Below are 16402 nucleotides of genomic sequence, written 5' to 3' on the forward strand. Positions count from 1 at the left end.
GCCATGATTTACACCAGACATGGCTAATCTTCCCATGAAACATCCACTGCTATTGATGGTTCTGTTACCAACAATAAGGCCGCCCAAAGGCGGCCTGTGTAGTTCAAATCGCACTCACACGTAAAAGCGATCAACGCGAGATTAATCAACGCGAAAGCAATCAGCACGAAGGCAATCAACATAAAGACAATCAATAAGTATGGAAATACTCTTGAATGACTTTCGGATCACTGGTGCGAGTCAATGCCAGCATCAACAGAATGCGAGCATGTGCCGGGTTAAGAGAGTCAGAAACCAGACCTGGCAGCTCTTCATCCGGCGGCACAATACCATTGCCTGTGCGAGTAGAACGCATCACAACAACGCCTTTTTCCAGCGCCTTGCGCATGCCGGCAATACCACGAACCGACACTGAACCCGCGCCCATACCGGCATAGACGATACCTTTTACGCCATGCTGGATAGCCGCGTCATACAGATATTCCGGGTCATCCTGATAGCCATAAAGAATGTCGACTTTCGGCAGCGAAGTCAGGCCACGCACGTCGAACACCGACCGGGTGGTATGCAGCTTGTCGATACGGTTTTGGTAGTAAATGCGGTTACCGATGATAACGCCCAGGTAGCCTTCTTCATTCGCCCGGAACGTATCCAGCGTAGAGGCGTTGGTCTTGGTGATGTAGCGGGCAGAGCCGATACGATCATTGATCACCACCATCACGCCACGACCGCGAGACTGCTTATCACCCGCCACGCGTACCGCTTCCAGCAGGTTCATCGGGCCGTCAGCGCTGATGGCCGTTGCCGGACGCATCGCTGCGACAAACACCACCGGCTTGTCACTTTTTACCGTCAGATGAAGAAAGTAGGCCGACTCTTCCACAGTGTCGGTACCGTGGGTGATCACCACACCATCCACATCATCCCGTGCCAGCAGTTCATTCACACGCTGGCTCAGCTTGAGCACCACATCACCGGTCATGTTTTCGCTGGCCATGTTGGAGAACTGATCCCCCTTCACATTAGCCAGTTTCTTCACCTCAGGCACAGCGTTGATTAGCGTATCCACGCCAAGCGCGCCAGCCTTGTAACCCGTGGTTTGGGTACCCGTTGCCGCTGAGCCGGCAATAGTACCGCCGGTCGCCAGGATAACGATATTGGGCAGTTTATCTGCCGCACTCGCCGTAAAAACAAAAAATAAAACAAGAACAAACAGAGATTTAAACCATCTTTCCATAACAGATTCTCTTTATTTGGTCAGAAGATGATCGGTCTGTGTTGCCATAACACTGGCACCAGCCGATCATTTTTTCTCGTAAAACGCATTAGCTGCCAGTCTGCAGGACTGGCATCGGCGTTTATGTTGCAGTGCCATAAGAATTATGTATAGCACCTGATAGTCAACAGGAGAGCCAGATCACTGAATGACCTAACTATTTTCAACCAACACGTTTCAGGGGGGAGAAAGACGAACGATTGACGAACCTGCGTCAAGCGCATGTCATCAACGCTGACGCGATATCACAGCGCTGTTTTACCGGACAGGCTATTCCGGCAAGGTCCAGACGTTATGAGCGATATTCACCATATGCCGCAGCTTGGCCCACTGCTGTTCTTCCGTGATCCCTTCCTGTCCGCAGTGTCCAAAGCCACACTTCGGGCTGATGGCTAACTGTTGCAACGGTACATACAACGATGCGGTATTGATGGCCATCCTGACCGACTGCGGCGCATCCAACTCAGCACTGTGGGAATCGATGACACCCAGCACCACCTTTTGGCAACTCACCTGGCGTAACGGTTCCAACCCAACCGGGCGGCGGTCGTCATACTCGATAAACAAGCTGTCTACCGACAGGTTCGCCATCGCATACCCCATGACCTCACGCCCACGGCCATGCACCCAGTTGGGTGAAAAGCGACGACAACACATGTGCAAACTGATAAACATATCCTGCGGACGTTGCTCCAGTGCCTGATTCAGCATGCGGGTGCAACGCTCAAGCAACTCAGATAATTCAAACCCGGCGGCATTTTCTCGCGCCATCATTTGACCGTCGCACAGGCGAGCCCAAAACAGATCGTCAAGCTGGATATAGCGGCAACCCTGGCGGTAAAACGCCTGGATAATTTTGCGATACACCGCGACCAGATCATCACAAAATGCATCCAATGACGGATAAGTCTCATTGGTGCGAATGGCCGGGTACATCAGCATATTCGGGCTGGGTAGGGTCTGTTTCGCCAGGTTTTCCCCGCCCTCGCCCACTGCCTGATGCAAAAAGCGGTAATGAGTTAGAAAGGGATGATTGTCGTCAAAATCCAGTTTGCCCACGATCCGTAGTGAGTGGGGCATATCACCGTCAGAGGAAACAGTCTCATCAACCTCGATCCCCGTCAGACAAGAGAAAAAATCGCTAATGCCATCCCGAACGCGCAGTTCGCCGTCGGTAATCGCGTGCAGACCGCACGCCTTCTGGCGTTCGACCACATTCAGCACTTCTTCGTTTTCGATTTCGGTTAACCGATCACGGGTCATGAGCCCTTGCCGCCACGCCAGCCGAGCCTGCTTCAAACGACGTGGCAGTACAAAACTGCCTACATGTTCAGCATGAAACGATGGGTAAGGTTTCTTTACTGTGCGCATCTCACGCGTCCTTTTGGTTTATACGACACTGTTGGCTTATACGAGGGTTTACACAACATTGTCAGCGCTTCAATGCGCTTTGGTTTGTTCGGGTTATCATTGAGCGGGTGAACTGTTACCATTCAGCCCACCGAGGTCAATAGATGAAAACGGGCGATTGTCGCATCGATTACTCCATGACAACAAATAACAAAAATTAATTATTTTTCCGCTATCCATTAAGCCGATTGGATAAATCATAACTGCCTGCCATCGCGGGTTGCCAAACCGCTGGTCTACCCGCAATAAAAACATTCACAAGATAAAAACATTCACAAAATAAAAACATCCACAAACTGACCGCCATCTTTATGATTCAACGGATGATTTTCGTCAATCAGCTTGTTGTATCTCATTGCGATTGTGCGCGCTTGCTCGCAAGGTTGGGAGTCGCCATACGCCACGCGTTGCTCGCGCTCACGTCGTGTACCTTTTGTTGACGCGCCGTTGTCATCAATCACTGGTACACTGGGCGTCAGTGCGAATGCCCACAATACCGACAGCCCGATACGCACTGTTTTCACTATACGCACTGTTTTCACTATCCGTTCTGACTTTCCCGGAGGACCCCGATGGATTTAGCCCTGTTTGATCTGGACGAAACCCTGATCTGCGCCGACAGCACCGGCTTGTGGTTACGCTGGCTCGAATCACAGGGATTCGCTGGCAAAGAGCTGCTGCAACGAGAAAAACATCTGATGCAGAGCTACTATCAGGGTACATTGGCGATCGAAGATTATATGTATCTCTCACTGTCGCCACTCATTGGGTTGACAACAGAGACCGTGTCCGCCTGGATAGAACGCTTTATCCAGCGCGATATTCTGCCCCGCCTCTACCCGGCAGCACGCGAACAGATGGCGTGGCACCGCCAGCGTGGCGATACCTTGGTCGTCATCTCCGCCAGCGGCGAACATCTGGTAGGGCCGATTGCTCGTCACCTGGAAGCCGATCACGCGCTGGCGATTGGTGTGACCCTGGAAGATGGTCGCTTTACCGGCGATATTCACGGGGTGCCAACTTATCAGCACGGCAAGGTTACCCGCATCCGTGAATGGCTGACACAGCGTGATGCCGAGCCTTTTGGGCAACTTTACGGTTACAGCGACTCGCTTAACGACCGCGCCATGCTGGAATTCGTTGATCAGGCTTATGTCGTTAACCCGGCGCCTGAACTGGCGGAGCTAGCCCAAGAGAAAGGCTGGCATATCTGCCGCTGGGAACGCTAGGCCCACCGACTATTACTCTCAGCTATTTCAACACCCCGGCAGGTAGCGGCTCCAGTCCGATATCTGCCGCCAGTCTTGCGTGCTCGCGCCCCAGTTCGTCAATCATAAAAGTGATAAAATAGCTTAATGCGGCAGAACGGTGCTTACCAGCGAGCGTCTGCACCTGCAGGCTGCGTTGGGTCAACGGTTCGCTGTGTACCGGCTTAAGCAACAAGCCGTCTTCCCTGGCTCGATACAGTACCGAGAAATGGCTACAGGCGGTGACGGCATCCGGCGTTTGCTGCATAAAGTAGTAAAGCGCGGAAAAATTGTTGCAACTGAGTGTCGGCTCCAGAAACGTGCCGCTCATCCGGCAAGAGAGATCGAACAATTGGCGAATAGTGGTCCCCTGTTGCGGCAGTACCAGCGGAAACTCATGTAGGTCCGATAGCTGGATAGATGTGTTCGCTAGCGGATGATCAGGCCGCATGAGCAGTAGTACCGGTGCGGGATAAGACGCCATGACTTCAACGCCCCGATCCGGGGATAAGCTAAACTGTAGTGCCACATCACACTCGCCGTTGCGTACCATTTCCGATACCTGTATCGCGCTGCCGACTTGCAGGAAGAACGTGACCGCCGGGTTATCCCGCCGAAAACGGGCAAATAACCCCGGCAGCAGATCAAATGCCATCCCGTCAGTACAGGCTACCCGAACAAACGTGCGCCGTACCGCCTTTAACCCTTGAATCTCCGCGATGGCGTATTCCATGTCCATCATGCTTTTACGCACATGGTTTTCCAGTATTTGCCCGGCATCGGTCAACACCATACCGCGAGCGTGGCGCTCAAATAGCGGCGCACCGATGCGCTCCTCCAGTTTATGAATCTGTCGGCTGATAGCTGATACCGCCACAAACAATTGCTGGCTGGCGGCGCTCAGCGAGCCAGTATTGGCAACCGCCAGAAAATACCTGATTTCACTGCTATGCATCGCTTTTTCGCCTGCCTCGTTTTTGTGCAACCAAGCTTTATATTAAAAGCAAGGCTTGCTTGCAATTATTATTATTGTGGCAATGCTGGTGATGATTTAGAACAGGGTGAAGAGAACGATATAGAACAGTACGACACGAATCCGTTCGATAAAAATCAGTTCAAAAAAAAGTTATCCAACATAAAAAACACAACATCAAACATCATCACAGACAGGCATCACATGACAACACCACAGGTTATTCAACAGGCTCTGGCGTACTTCGATAGCGGTCGCTTTCGTGACGTTTTAGCCCGTCGCGTCGCCATCGCCAGCGAAAGTCAGCGAAACGACCGGGACGCCGAGCTACAGCACTATCTCACTGGGGAAATCATACCGGCGCTACAGGCACTCGGTTTCGAATTACAGCAAATCGATAACCCGACAGGCGCTAACCGTCCGTTTTTAATCGCCTCTCGCATTGAAGACGACAGCCTGCCCACCGTGCTGTGCTACGGCCACGGCGACGTGGTATTCGGCGATGATGAGCACTGGAGCGAAGGGCTTTCCCCGTGGCAACTGGTGGAACGGGAAGGCCGCTGGTACGGACGCGGTAGCGCCGATAACAAAGGTCAGCACTCCGTCAATATTGCGGCGTTGGAGCAGGTATTTCAGGCTCGCCAGGGACGATTGGGCTTTAACTGCAAGTGGCTGTTCGAGATGGGCGAAGAGATAAGCTCACCAGGCCTGGCCGATGTATGTCATCAACATGCGCAAGCACTGCAAGCCGACGTGTTCATCGCGTCAGACGGCCCACGACTTAACGCAGAACGTCCGACGTTATTCCTCGGCTCGCGCGGCTGCGTCAATTTTCGACTGACCATCCGCGCCCGTGAACGTGATTACCACTCCGGCAACTGGGGCGGGTTACTGAGCAACCCTGGAACGCAACTGGCTAACGCGATTGCCTGTCTGGTCAATCAGCACGGTCAGATGCAGGTAGAGGCACTGAAGCCGCCGCATTTGACGCCAGCCTTGCGAACCATCCTCTCGGATATCACACCCGGCGGGCAAGCCACGGATCCGTCCATCGACCCAAACTGGGGTGAAGCTGGGTTAAGCGCATCTGAAAAGCTGTTCGGCTGGAATACATTGGAAGTACTGTCTTTTCTGACCGGTAACCCACAACGACCGATGAATGCCATTCCCGGCCACGCCACCGCAGTCTGTCAGTTACGTTTCGTGGTCGGCACCGACTGGCAGCAACTAACACAGCATTTACGTCAGCACCTCGACGCTCACGGTTTTACGATGGTGGAAATCAGTGACGTGCGTGGCACCCCGGCCACACGCCTTGACCCTACCGACCCGCTGGTCAACTGGACGCTCGACCTGATGCGCCAGACCAGCGATAAAAAACCGGCGTTGCTGCCCAACCTCGGCGGTTCGCTGCCCAATGAAGTGTTTGCCGATATTCTCGGCCTGCCGACATTGTGGATCCCTCACTCTTACCCTGCCTGCGGCCAACATGCCGTGGATGAACACATGCTGATCAGCGTCGCCCGCGAAGGCTTGCAGATCATGACCCGCCTGTTCTGGGAACTGGGTGAACAAGGCCATACGGTTATGGCGCAACATCGCGCACACCGTGACGCCAATACGCCACGCTGAGGGAAACATCATGACAACTGCATCTGTTTCACACCACAGTACCGCGCGCCCCAGCCTGTATAAAACGCTGTTTGCCACCTGCATCGGCAACGCGCTGGAGTGGTTTGACATCGCGGTATACGGCTTTTTTGCCAATTACATCGCCCATGCTTTTTTCCCTGCGCAGGATCCAACCGTATCCTTGCTGCTGGCTTTCGGCAGCTTCGGCGCTTCTTTTCTCATTCGCCCGCTGGGTGCCATTGTGCTGGGTGCCTATGCGGATAGAGCCGGGCGCAAGGCCTCTTTGTTGTTGTCCATCAGCCTGATGCTGCTGGGTGGCGCAATGATAACCCTGATGCCCACGTATGCCAGCATCGGCATAGCGGCACCGATCCTGATTATGCTGGCGCGGCTGATTCAGGGGTTTTCCGCAGGTGGCGAGTTCGGCAGTTCCACCGCGTTTCTGGTGGAGCATTTCCCTGAACGTCGCGCCTTTATCGCCAGTTGGCAGTTTGCCACCCAAGGGGCCAGTACCCTGATGGCCTCGGCATTCGGCCTGGGATTATCACAGTCATTGAGTGACGCCCAGATTCAGGATTGGGGATGGCGCCTTCCGTTTGCCTTCGGCTTGTTGATTGGCCCGGTGGGGTTGTATATCCGCCGTCATGTGCATGAACCGGCAAACTTTGCGCAGGCAGAGAAAACGCAGGCACCGATCAAAACCCTGTTTACCCGACAGAAAACACTGTTCCTGATTGCAGTCGGCCTGATGGTGATTTCCACCGCCATCAACTACATGCTGAACTATGTCCCTACCTATGCGACCAAAACGTTGCATTTGCCGTCAGGCGCAGCGTTTAGCGCCACGCTGATTGCCGGCATTATCCTGACGGTGATTACGCCGCTGGTAGGGCTGTGGGCGGAAAAAATCGGACGCCTGCCACTGATGTGGGGATCACTGCTGTTGCTGGCGGTGACTATCTACCCGGCATTCTGGCTGATGACCCAATACCTGTCGGCCACCTCACTGATTATCGTGGTCGGGTGGATGGCGTTGTTGAAATCGGTGTATTTCTCCACCGTGCCGTCGATGATGGCCGATCTGTTCCCGATCTCGACCCGCGCCAGCGGCATGGCGATCAGCTATAACGTGGCGGTCACCGTGTTTGGCGGCTTTGCCCCGTTCATCTGTACGCTACTGATAAGCGCCACCGGCAGTAACCTGGCACCCAGTTACTACCTGATGATCACCGCCTTGATGAGCGTGCTGGCGTTGTGGCAAGCCCAGTTACATCATCGTTGAAACAGCCACATCCCCGTCAGAGCACCCGGCGGCTCTGACGGGCTCCGTTATCGCAGACTCGCTCACCCCCATTCAGGCTGGTGGCAATGAACTGTCGCCTTCGCCTAACGTACGCTGCAACAAGGCAGTATCCAACCAGCGTCCGTGCTTCATACCGACTGAACGTAACGTGCCTGCCAGTTCGAACCCCAGCGACAGGTGCAATTGCAGCGAGGCTTGATTGCCGCTGTTAGCGACGACCGACACCACCTGACGGTATCCCTGCTGCTCTGCCCGTAGCAAGGCCTCGGATAGCAAGCGCTTACCGAGACCTCTTCCCACCTGATCCGGGTGCAAATAGATAGAATCTTCCAGTGTGAAACGATACGCGTAGCGCGGGCGATAAAACCCCAGATAGCTGTACCCTAACACCTGTTGATTTTCCGTTGCCACCAGCCAGGGCAAGCCAGCATCACGAATTTTCCGCCAGCGAGCCAGCATCTCCGCCTCATCGGGCGGTTCAGTTTCAAACGTCGCGGTGCCATGCAAAACATGATGGGTATAAATATCCTGGATAGCGGCAATATGTTCTTCCCTGGCATCCTCAATGAGAATCGTGGTCATTCTTGTATCCTTGTCAGAACAGCGAGTGAGATAAAGTCCGATGTTGTGGCCTCATCACTCACTAAAAGGGCAACCCATAGCCGCCAGCTTAACCAACGCCCGAACAGAGCAACAGAAACAATTACTTATACCCAAAATAATTCGAGTTGCAGGACAACACGCTCGCGTGTTGAACAACGCGATGCGTTGGCCCTTTAGGGCAAGGCACGTTAGAGCCTTGTAACGCGGCAAGAGAGCGACAAATTCGTTGGGAACGAATTTGACCAGCCAACGGCTGGCCTCTGGTGAGAGACAGGATGTCTCTCATTTCATCCCGATGAGCTTACTCAGGTAAGTGATTCGGGTGAACGACAAATCGGCATACGCCGATTTGAACGCTGCTTGCAGCGGCCCGAAGGGCGAGGCCCATTGATGGGCCGAGTAACGCAGCCAACACACCTGCAACTTGAAGTATGAAGGGTATATACCTGTAATTAGAACATCTCATTGTAACCAATAAGAAAATAAGCGGTGACGAGGCCATCAGAGACAGGAGCTCTCTGGAGTGAAATGTGGCTGATCAAGCCGGGAAAAGCTGTTATGCATCAAAAACCGATATCCATGAAAAACCGGTGTTCATGGAAAAACATGAACCTTGGTTTTGGAAAGACCAAGGAAATAAAATTTAAAAATAAATAACTACCTGATAATAAATCAGGCTATTAATGTTATTTAATATAGGATAGAGCGTCAGCAATACATTTGCATATCAACTGGTTCGCGGCAATTCGCTGCTGCCCGGCAATTTCCAGGCAACGTCACCGGAACTTGCGCCCAATAGCTGCTGTATTTTCTCGTACACTTCCGCTGCCGACATACCGCTATATAAGCCCTGGCTATAATAACCAAACTCCGCCGCACTCGCTGGCGCACGCACGCCACTCAGACTGGGATCCGTAGATGAGATACGTTTACCGGTAAATACGTTATAACTTTCACTTTGACCATCAGGATATTTTACGACAGACACCAACACGCCGCCATACAGCGGGATACCGGTCATCCGCAATGAGCGCTCCACGGAGGATTCATTTTGCTGTTTCTGTAATTTTTCTTTAGCTAAACGCTCGTCCAGTGATGATGCACTACGATCACGCGTATCAGTAACATCGCTGGAATTATTATCCTGAAACTCATTATTTAGCGAATCATTTGTTTTCCCTGTTTTCAGGGAAACAGATTGATTAGCGCCGAGAGTATCGGTGCTGTCGCTTGAGTTACTATTCGCAACATAAGTCTGCTGTGGATAGGAAGACGATGTAATGTTTTGATTCTGAATGCCTGATATAACCACGATATCACTCCTTTTTTCTAACGAAAACATGCCTCTAAGGGCACTGATTTACTACCGCGACGTAACACCAACACACCGAAAAAAAGACAACATACCTGCAAAAGCATGTATCAAACAGACGGCTTAACACATTTACACCCGTATATACCCTTCATACCTCAAGTTGCAGGTGTGTTGGCTGCCCTCACTCACCCCAGTCACTTACTTGTGTAAGCTCCTGGGGATTCGCTCGATTGCCGCCTTCCTGCAACTCGAACTATTTGGGGTATGCATAACGTGGTATTGACCTTCCTTCACTCACGTTATTTAGGGTGGTGCCGTCTAAAACTATCAGGAAATAGAAAGAGTGGTTTACAAACCACACGGTGCCGTCTCACTTTTCGCACCGCGTGAACGAAATAGAAAAGACAGATCCACTCCTAAAATATATCGGCCATTTTATTTTTTCATTAATACGAAAAAAGCATAAAAACGCTCAGGAAACGAGCACATCAGAAATATTTAGCCATGACTGTAAAGAGAAACCTGACAATTCCTTAGCATTTCAGCGTGCTGTCATGTTTCCGTCATCTGCGGCTGTTACCGTGACGATAGCCTATTCTCCCAGAAAGACAAGACAATGAGTGCCTTACCGCCACAGGAACATCGGTTACATTTCGTTTCTTTTCCAAGCGCACGCGACTTGTGTATCACCACGCCGGATGTCTCTCCCTCCACCGATAACGCCACTGTATTGCAGTTGTTCAGCCGCCACAAAGACCTGGTTAGCCTGCCCGTCGTGGAAGACGGGCGCCCGTTTGGCCTGCTCAACCGCCATAGTTTCCTGTCGCAAATGTCACGGCCTTATTACCGTGAGCTGTATGACCGAAAAAGCTGCATCGCGTTTATGGATAAAACGCCGCTTATCGTCGAGGCCTCAGCCTCGTTGAGCGATGTCGCGGACAAGGCGGTCATCAACGGTGAACGCTTTCTGGCTGACGGCTTCATCATTACCGAAAACAGTCGTTACCTCGGCATCGGCCTGGGTATCGATTTGTTCCGCATTGTGTCGGACATCCATGTACGCCAGCACCAGCAGATTGTCCAAAGCATAGAGTATGCCAGCGTCATTCAGGGGGCGATGCTGACCCCATTCCGTCAAACACTGGAAGCGACCTTGCAGGATTGGTGTCTGGTGTGGGAACCGCGCGACTGCGTCGGGGGCGACTACTATGCCTTCAGGCGGTATGAACAAGGTTGGCTGGCCGTGCTTACCGATTGCACGGGGCATGGCGTACCGGGTGCCTTTATGACACTGATATTCAATTCAGCGCTGGAACAGGCCCTGGCGCAATACCGCCCGGACCAGACGGGGCAATTGCTTGGCAGCATCAATCGATACATCAAAGACACATTGGGTCAGAAGAGCGGTTATCCGGGGCAGATGTCCGCTTCCGATGATGGTTGCGACGCGCTGGTGGTCTACGTGAATACCACTGAACAGACCCTCAACTGGGCCAGCGCACGTATGACCGCATTCGTGACCGACGCGCAAAGCGGTGACCTGCTGACGCTGGATAGCGACCGGATGGGCGTCGGTTATACCAATACGCCATATGACTACAGTTGGCCGGCGTTTCAGCGCCCGTTGTCAGCGCAGGATCTGTTCTTTGCCGCCACCGATGGTTTACTCGACCAAATCGGCGGCGAACGACAGATTAAATTCGGCAAACGTCGTCTGCAAAATCTGCTGCAACGCCACGGGGAACTGCCGATGAGTCAACTTGCCACTCAACTCTTACAACACCATCGCGCCTGGCAAGGAACGCAGGCGCGACGAGACGATCTTACATTTTGGGGCTTCAGGCACCATGAACACGCTTAACCAGGTAAAACCGGAACATGTCTGAAACGAAGTACGCTGAATTCTTTGACCTCACCCAACAGCAGGATATCGCGCTGTATTATGTGGGGTACTTTTCACAAAACATTATCTGCTCACTGGCAGAAACAGTGCGTTTACAACTGGAAAAAAGCCGGGTGCCACCCAGCGTACGCCGCAAACTGTTTTCCAGTTTTGTGGAAATGGTGCAAAACATCATCCACTATTCTGCCTCGGCACTGACGACGGAAGAGCAGACCAATGAAATCCGTCATGGCTCGGTGTGTATCGGCGTTGAAGCGGGGAAATACTTTTTATTAAGCGCCAATCGGGTATACCCGGCAGATGCAGAGATACTTCGCCAGCGGCTGGAACCGCTGTGTACGATGACACTTGATGAAATCAGACTTGCCTATAAGACCTCGCTGCGTGAAGACATTCCGGCTTCCAGCAAAGGGGCGGATATCGGTCTATTGACCGTGGCCCGCGACGCCAGCGAGCCACTGCAGTTCACCTTTCGTAGCGACGACGCCACCGGGCTCTCCACGTTTTATCTGAAGGCGGTGATTTAACCATGACAGACATAATAACAACGAACAATCTCCATATTACCGGCACAGCCAGCACGCCGACCGTGGATTTTCGCTTTGATACACATCAGCTTTCACTTTCCGGCGAGTCTTACCCGGAAAACGCGGCGGCATTTTATGGCCCGCTGATTGAACGGGTACAACACTACCTGCAAGCCTGCCTTGCCGCACTCCCCTCCTCACCAACACGCATTGACGTGCATGTATCGCTGCCCTACTTCAATAGCTCCAGCACCAAGATGCTCTTTAGCCTGTTCAATATTCTCGACAAGGCCGCCCAGCAGCAGCTTTCTATTGCATTGCACTGGTATTACGACCAGGACGATGACATCGCCGAGGAGTTTGGACAGGAGCTGCATATCGACTTTTCTGCACTCGAATTCCACCCTCACATTCTGGAGTAACGGCATGAGTAGCTACGAACTGTTCACCCCCGAATATGACATCCTGCTGTCGGCGCGTAATATCGCCGCTCAGGCCGACATGCCAGCGGAGGTGTATCGGGAAAGCCTGATTATGCTGGCAGAACACTACCAACGTCTGGTACGTGAAACCCACCGGCTGATCACCCGTAGCGATCGGGCGGAGCGCGAGCTGACCCGCTTGAATACCCAATTGCATCAATTGGCGGTGGAGCTGGAGTACAAAGCCACTCATGATCCACTGACCGACGTCTTCAACCGCAGCGCGATCATCGACCTGGTCGATCACGCGCTGGAGCAGGATCAGGCAGCATTGATCGTGCTGGATATCGACCATTTCAAACAGGTCAACGACGCTTACGGCCATCCAACCGGTGATGCCGTCATCTGCTCGCTGATTGCTCGTATTCGTGATGTCTTACAAGGGAAAGGCAGTATTGGCCGCGTCGGCGGCGAGGAGTTCACCATCCTGCTGGACGGCTACACGCTGATGGCGGCGGTGGATATCGCCGAGCACATCCACGCCAGTCTGAATCACACACCACTGGAACCACTGCCTGAACATCAGGTCACCGCCAGCTTCGGCGTTAGTTGGGCACCGCCACACACCGGATTCGATACCCTGTACGGCACGGCCGACGCCGCGTTATACCGGGCCAAACACCAGGGCCGTAACCGGGTGGACTATATGCCGATCGATACTGCCAGCTAACTCACTGGTAGTAGCCCACAGTACCTCACCGTAATATCCCACAATATGTCGGGCAGTACGCCCCGCCCGATGAGGCGGGGAACGGCTTAGTTTTTCTTCACGAATTCAGATTTCAGTTTCATTGCGCCAAAACCCTCGATCTTACAATCGATGTTGTGATCGCCTTCCACCAGACGAATCCCTTTCACACGGGTGCCGATTTTCAATGTCGACGAACTTCCTTTAACCTTGAGATCCTTGATGACGGTAACGGTGTCGCCGTCTGCCAGCAGGTTACCGTTGGCGTCACGCACCACCAGCCCTTCCTCCTGCGCCCCCGCGTCACCCTCCATCGACCATACGTGTCCGCATTCCGGGCAATTCAGCATCGCATCATCTTGCCAGGTGTATTCAGACTGACATTTAGGGCAAGCAGGCAACTGTTGCATAATAATCCTCATTAATACCAAATAAGTTTGATAAATTTTAAATATATCAATACATAATAAATTTCGTGTTTACTATTTTATCGTCTTTTACTCAACACTGTCAGCAAAAAGAGCCGGACAAACCGATATTCGTTTGTCATTTTCATCAAAGTCACTCAATTTATTCACTTTTCTCATTACCACAACGCACCATGAGAGGCATGGGTCAATGGTTATCTTTTCCTTACATCTGTGAAGCAAACTTCAGTTTAATAAAACAATAAGTTGGGTACACTGAACACTTCTCATTACAACAACTGGCATGGATAACACCCTGTGGAAATCGCGTCCCCACTCAAAAACCCCACCTTTCTGTGCTTTTGGTTAGGACAAATTGCGTCCTCTTTTGCGTTTCAGATGTTGGTGGTCGGGATTGGCTGGCAAATGTATGACCTGACGAACAGCGCGCTGAATTTGGGTCTGGTCGGGCTGGCGCAGTTCCTGCCACAGTTAGCGCTGACGCTGGTTGCCGGTCATACCATCGATCAGTACAACCGCCGGGTGATTATCCTTTGTTGCCGCTTGTTGATGGCAGCCACCATACTGGTGTTGGTGCTGGGCAACGTCACCCACACCATCAGCGCCACCATGATTTATGCGTGTTCCGCGCTGCTGGGGGCGACACGGGCCTTCGAAATGCCAGCCACCCAAGCGCTATTGCCGAATCTGATCGCCCCCAACCAACTGTCCCGCGCCGTGGCGTTGATGGCCTCAGCCCGTGAAGCGACGGTGATCGTCGGCCCGGCACTGGGCGGGGTGATTTACCTCATCGGTGCGACCACGCTGTATACCGCCAGCGTAGCCTGCTTTTTGATGTCATTTCTGGTGTTGCTCAACCTGCGCTATGAGTACAAAGCGCCAGCTCGCGCACCAGTAAGTCTGGAAACACTGTTTGGCGGCATGAATTTCATCCGCCGTAATCCGGTGATTCTCGGGTCTATCTCGCTGGACATGTTTGCCGTGTTGCTGGGTGGCGCTACCGCGCTACTGCCTATCGTCGCTAAAGATATCCTGCACACTGGCCCGTGGGGATTAGGGTTGTTGCGCTGTGCGCCCGCACTTGGCGCCGTGCTGATGTCGGTTTACCTGACCCGACACCCGCTTACCCGTCATGTCGGAAAAATCATGTTTTCCGCCGTCGCGATGTTTGGCATCGCCACCATCGCGTTTGGCCTGTCCACCAATTTGTTTGTGTCGTTGCTCGCCCTGCTATTGTTGGGCGCATCCGACATGATAAGCGTTGTCATCCGTTCAACGCTGGTGCAACTGGAAACACCGGACGACATGCGTGGCCGGGTGAGTGCAGCTAACTCCATCTTCATTGGCACATCGAATCAACTGGGGGAATTCGAATCCGGCGTGACAGCGGCCTGGTTGGGGGTCGTACCGGCTATCGTCGTCGGGGGAATTGGCACCTTGCTGGTCGTCGCGCTGTGGATGAAATGCTTCCCCACACTCACTCAACGCCAAACGCTCGAAGCCGGAGAAAATGCCTGAGACCGGTCGTGGACATGGAAAAGGTGGGATTCTCCCCTTTCGGCAGCGACTCGGTGCCGAAGATCACCGTAGTGATGTATTCACCACCATACGACGGTTTAGCCGTGGTTTTCAGTCAGATATGACCACCTCAGGTGCGCCAGGGCGTTGGCTCCAGCATCGCTTTGAGTATATTAACGAACCGCTCCATGCAAGCCGCCCGTCCAGCACGCGGCCCCAGTAACGCAACAACATCCGCGTTTGGCAGGCTCCACTCTGGCATGATTTCAACCAGCCGCCCGGCTTTTAAATCATCCGCAACAGCCCACTCGGAACGCTGAATCAGGCAAAGTCCGGCAGCAGCCCAATGCCTGACTACTTCGCCGTCATTACTGGTGAAAGCCGGTCTGATACGCACAGTGTTCGTTTCGCTACCATCACGGCGGACAAAGCCCCACAGCGATGCATCCGCTCGGTCCTCACGCAACACCCCGCAGACATGATGGTGCAGATCCTGCGGATGCTCAGGCCAACCGTATTTCGCCAGATAGTCCGGTGCAGCGCACAGGATACGGCGGTTGGGTGCCAGTGACCGTAACGCCAGACTGGAATCCGTCAACGGGCCGACATGGATCAGCACATCCCAATCATCGGTATCCAGCGTACCAATCGGCGCGTCTGACAGCATCAGCGAAGGTTGAATCGTCGGAAACTGCCGACACATGCGAGTCACGGCTTCAGCCACATAGGTTCGCCCAAATCCCAACGGGGCCAGTACCCGCAATGGGCCGATCACTTCATTTCGACGCTCGGCGAGTAAGGCAGCAATTCCCTCAATCTGATCAAGCACATCGGCCCCTTTCTCCGCCAATAGAGCGCCTTCTGCGGTCAGGTGATAGCGATGACTGGAACGATCGACAAGCTGGACGCCTAAACGCTGCTCAAGCGCTTGCAGTCGCTGCGTAACGGCCGGTGCCGTAACATCAAGCGCCCGAGCGGCTGCCGCCAGAGACGGCGAACTGGCCAGAATGGAAAAGAAATGCAGGTCTCGTGAGGTGATCATTAATATTTATCTTAATGATAGATACAGTTTTGATAAATTCCATTCTAAATGCCAA

16 protein-coding genes are annotated in these 16402 nt (G+C 53.1%); 8 read left to right on the plus strand and 8 right to left on the minus strand.

What is annotated here, in order from left to right; translation table 11 throughout:
* Positions 1–190: 190 nt before the first annotated feature.
* The 3 genes from FGI04_RS13780 to FGI04_RS13790 all read right to left on the minus strand — a co-directional run bounded on the left by FGI04_RS13780 (position 191) and on the right by FGI04_RS13790 (position 3219).
* Complete coding sequence (locus tag FGI04_RS13780) at positions 191–1237, minus strand: asparaginase (RefSeq protein WP_407336876.1); 1047 nt, start codon at positions 1235–1237, stop codon at positions 191–193.
* Positions 1238–1546: 309 nt separating this feature from the next.
* A complete protein-coding gene (locus FGI04_RS13785) occupies positions 1547–2647 on the minus strand; it encodes a 5-methyltetrahydropteroyltriglutamate--homocysteine S-methyltransferase (RefSeq protein ID WP_407273077.1) in 1101 nt (366 codons plus the stop codon).
* A gap of 311 nt (positions 2648–2958) precedes the next feature.
* Entirely contained in the window at positions 2959–3219 is a 261-nt protein-coding gene (locus FGI04_RS13790; RefSeq protein WP_342699409.1) for a hypothetical protein, read from the minus strand.
* Positions 3220–3258: 39 nt separating this feature from the next.
* Between FGI04_RS13790 and FGI04_RS13795 the strand changes: the two genes are divergently transcribed.
* A complete protein-coding gene (locus FGI04_RS13795; protein WP_407273075.1) occupies positions 3259–3915 on the plus strand; it encodes an HAD family hydrolase in 657 nt (218 codons plus the stop codon).
* Between the two features lie 22 nt (positions 3916–3937).
* Here the strand turns inward: FGI04_RS13795 and FGI04_RS13800 are convergent, their stop codons facing one another.
* On the minus strand, positions 3938–4888 hold the full coding sequence (locus FGI04_RS13800) for a LysR family transcriptional regulator (protein ID WP_407273074.1): 951 nt from the start codon (positions 4886–4888) through the stop codon (positions 3938–3940).
* A gap of 222 nt (positions 4889–5110) precedes the next feature.
* Here FGI04_RS13800 and FGI04_RS13805 point away from each other — a divergent pair, with 222 nt between their 5' ends.
* Together FGI04_RS13805 and FGI04_RS13810 are read left to right on the plus strand one after the other, a co-directional pair.
* Positions 5111–6538 (plus strand): M20 family metallopeptidase, encoded by a 1428-nt coding sequence (locus FGI04_RS13805; RefSeq protein ID WP_407336877.1) that lies wholly within the window; start codon positions 5111–5113, stop codon positions 6536–6538.
* Positions 6539–6548: 10 nt separating this feature from the next.
* The gene (locus FGI04_RS13810; RefSeq protein WP_407336878.1) at positions 6549–7820 is read left to right on the plus strand and encodes an MFS transporter; all 1272 of its coding nucleotides are present in this window, start codon (positions 6549–6551) and stop codon (positions 7818–7820) included.
* A gap of 72 nt (positions 7821–7892) precedes the next feature.
* Here FGI04_RS13810 and FGI04_RS13815 read toward each other — a convergent pair whose 3' ends face one another.
* Both FGI04_RS13815 and FGI04_RS13820 read right to left on the minus strand, forming a co-directional pair.
* Positions 7893–8423, minus strand: a complete 531-nt coding sequence (locus FGI04_RS13815) for a GNAT family N-acetyltransferase (protein WP_407336879.1) — start codon at positions 8421–8423, stop codon at positions 7893–7895.
* A 748-nt stretch (positions 8424–9171) separates the two neighbouring features.
* Positions 9172–9756: a hypothetical protein gene (locus FGI04_RS13820; protein ID WP_342699403.1), complete on the minus strand. Its 585-nt coding sequence runs from the start codon at positions 9754–9756 to the stop codon at positions 9172–9174.
* Positions 9757–10375: 619 nt separating this feature from the next.
* On the opposite strand from FGI04_RS13820, the gene FGI04_RS13825 reads away from it, so the two are divergent.
* From FGI04_RS13825 to FGI04_RS13840, 4 genes are read left to right on the plus strand one after another with little or no spacing between them, the layout of a single operon-like run.
* Entirely contained in the window at positions 10376–11620 is a 1245-nt protein-coding gene (locus tag FGI04_RS13825) for a SpoIIE family protein phosphatase (protein WP_407336880.1), read from the plus strand.
* Between the two features lie 17 nt (positions 11621–11637).
* Entirely contained in the window at positions 11638–12189 is a 552-nt protein-coding gene (locus tag FGI04_RS13830; RefSeq protein WP_016941735.1) for a SiaB family protein kinase, read from the plus strand.
* A 2-nt stretch (positions 12190–12191) separates the two neighbouring features.
* Positions 12192–12611, plus strand: a complete 420-nt coding sequence (locus FGI04_RS13835) for a DUF1987 domain-containing protein (protein ID WP_210193901.1) — start codon at positions 12192–12194, stop codon at positions 12609–12611.
* Positions 12612–12615: 4 nt separating this feature from the next.
* The gene (locus FGI04_RS13840; RefSeq protein WP_407273070.1) at positions 12616–13341 is read left to right on the plus strand and encodes a GGDEF domain-containing protein; all 726 of its coding nucleotides are present in this window, start codon (positions 12616–12618) and stop codon (positions 13339–13341) included.
* 86 nt (positions 13342–13427) lie between these two features.
* Here FGI04_RS13840 and FGI04_RS13845 read toward each other — a convergent pair whose 3' ends face one another.
* Positions 13428–13769 carry a zinc ribbon domain-containing protein YjdM gene (locus FGI04_RS13845; protein ID WP_012883700.1) on the minus strand — a complete coding sequence of 114 codons (342 nt, stop codon included), beginning with the start codon at positions 13767–13769 and terminating at the stop codon, positions 13428–13430.
* Between the two features lie 315 nt (positions 13770–14084).
* Between FGI04_RS13845 and FGI04_RS13850 the strand changes: the two genes are divergently transcribed.
* On the plus strand, positions 14085–15305 hold the full coding sequence (locus tag FGI04_RS13850) for an MFS transporter (protein ID WP_342699400.1): 1221 nt from the start codon (positions 14085–14087) through the stop codon (positions 15303–15305).
* Between the two features lie 130 nt (positions 15306–15435).
* Here FGI04_RS13850 and FGI04_RS13855 read toward each other — a convergent pair whose 3' ends face one another.
* Positions 15436–16347 carry a LysR family transcriptional regulator gene (locus FGI04_RS13855; RefSeq protein WP_407336881.1) on the minus strand — a complete coding sequence of 304 codons (912 nt, stop codon included), beginning with the start codon at positions 16345–16347 and terminating at the stop codon, positions 15436–15438.
* Positions 16348–16402 lie beyond the last annotated feature (55 nt).

It is taken from the genome of Dickeya ananatis (genome assembly GCF_019464615.1).
GTDB lineage: Bacteria > Pseudomonadota > Gammaproteobacteria > Enterobacterales > Enterobacteriaceae > Dickeya > Dickeya oryzae.

Coding starts and splice junctions, on each gene's coding strand:
- FGI04_RS13810 (WP_407336878.1), top strand. CDS start 6,549: ATGACAACTGCATCTGTTTCACACCACAGTACCGCGCGCCCCAGCCTG.
- FGI04_RS13840 (WP_407273070.1), top strand. CDS start 12,616: ATGAGTAGCTACGAACTGTTCACCCCCGAATATGACATCCTGCTGTCG.
- FGI04_RS13795 (WP_407273075.1), top strand. CDS start 3,259: ATGGATTTAGCCCTGTTTGATCTGGACGAAACCCTGATCTGCGCCGAC.
- FGI04_RS13815 (WP_407336879.1), bottom strand. CDS start 8,423: ATGACCACGATTCTCATTGAGGATGCCAGGGAAGAACATATTGCCGCT.
- FGI04_RS13805 (WP_407336877.1), top strand. CDS start 5,111: ATGACAACACCACAGGTTATTCAACAGGCTCTGGCGTACTTCGATAGC.
- FGI04_RS13830 (WP_016941735.1), top strand. CDS start 11,638: ATGTCTGAAACGAAGTACGCTGAATTCTTTGACCTCACCCAACAGCAG.
- FGI04_RS13785 (WP_407273077.1), bottom strand. CDS start 2,647: ATGCGCACAGTAAAGAAACCTTACCCATCGTTTCATGCTGAACATGTA.
- FGI04_RS13835 (WP_210193901.1), top strand. CDS start 12,192: ATGACAGACATAATAACAACGAACAATCTCCATATTACCGGCACAGCC.
- FGI04_RS13855 (WP_407336881.1), bottom strand. CDS start 16,347: ATGATCACCTCACGAGACCTGCATTTCTTTTCCATTCTGGCCAGTTCG.
- FGI04_RS13825 (WP_407336880.1), top strand. CDS start 10,376: ATGAGTGCCTTACCGCCACAGGAACATCGGTTACATTTCGTTTCTTTT.
- FGI04_RS13780 (WP_407336876.1), bottom strand. CDS start 1,237: ATGGAAAGATGGTTTAAATCTCTGTTTGTTCTTGTTTTATTTTTTGTT.
- FGI04_RS13800 (WP_407273074.1), bottom strand. CDS start 4,888: ATGCATAGCAGTGAAATCAGGTATTTTCTGGCGGTTGCCAATACTGGC.
- FGI04_RS13845 (WP_012883700.1), bottom strand. CDS start 13,769: ATGCAACAGTTGCCTGCTTGCCCTAAATGTCAGTCTGAATACACCTGG.